The sequence below is a fragment of the Acetonema longum DSM 6540 genome, assembly GCF_000219125.1.
GTDB lineage: Bacteria > Bacillota > Negativicutes > Sporomusales > Acetonemataceae > Acetonema > Acetonema longum.
The window spans coordinates 1-1,225 of sequence record NZ_AFGF01000150.1; the positions used below are offsets into that span (position 1 = coordinate 1).

General features: G+C 45.6%; 1 protein-coding gene. It reads left to right on the top strand.

The annotated features are described in order from the left end of the window. Positions 1 to 1,225, top strand: a 1,225-nt coding sequence (locus ALO_RS14620) for an IS1182 family transposase (RefSeq protein ID WP_004097201.1), incomplete at both ends; no start/stop codon positions are given.

A 1,225-nucleotide genomic window follows, 5' to 3' on the forward strand; every position in this document is an offset into this window, starting at 1 on the left:
AAGAACCGGAAATGATGGCCCGGCTTCTCATCTTGCAATATTTATATAACCTCTCCGATGTCCGCGTCATCGAAGAAACCAGATTGAATTTAGCCTACATGTGGTTTGTGGGCATCAACCCCGAAGAAGACCTGCCCGATGCCAGCCTTCTAGCCAAATTCCGTACCCAAAGGCTCAAAGACACCAGTATGGACGACATCCTTCAAGAAGTCGTCCGGCAATGCGTAAACAAAGGAATCATTAAAGGCACAGGGGTCAGTATTGACACTACTCACACCATCGCCAATACCATAAAAAAAGTACCGGAACGAGTCATGAAGCATTTAGCCCGAAAAATCTTAGGTAAGGTCAAGGAAGAAGTCGGACAAATACCAGATCCGGTCCCCTCTGACATTCCAGACTATAAAGCGATCGCTGACCCTAAAGAAGCGAAAGCCACAATGAAAGAATACTTACAGACCATGATGAAAGAAGTCGAAACCGCTGTTCCTCTCTCGAGCGCACCCCAAACGGCAAAAGCCTTAGAAGAAGCGAAAGAACTTCTCAAAGATGAAAAATTCATCTTGCAAAAAGGACTGCGTTCCCTCATCGACAAAGAGGCGAGGGTTGGCTACAAATCGCAAACCGATAGCTTTTTTGGCTATAAAGTAGAATACATGATGATCCCGGAAGAACGGATCATAACTGGCCTTAGGGTTTTTGACGGAGCCTATGTAGACGGCACTTTCTTTGATGAACTCTATCAGCGGACCAAAGCCTGCGGCATTGACATCAAAGAAGCCTATGGCGACAAAGCTTATTTTCGCAAAGCGATCCTGGACACCTTAAAACGAGACCAAGTGGAAGCCATTATCCCTGTCAGCGCCAGCGTATATAAGATTGACGAAAGCAAATTCAACTACAACAAAGACAGTGACCAATGGACTTGTGACATGGGCAATGTCACCGTAAAAAAAAGGTACTTCAAAACTCAAAAGGGGAAAGAAACATACCGATATACCTTTGATAAAAACCTATGTCGGGATTGTCGCAAGCGAGCCGAATGTTGCGGCAGCCGCAAAAGGGTCAGAGAATATCGGGTTGGAATCCATGCCGCTGAATACTATGAATATAGTCCATTGGCCAAGACAGATGACTTTAAGGAAAAGTACAAGAAACGCGCCAGTCACGAATGGAAGAACGCAGAGATGAAACGATTTCACGGACTAGACCGTGCCCGAGGGTA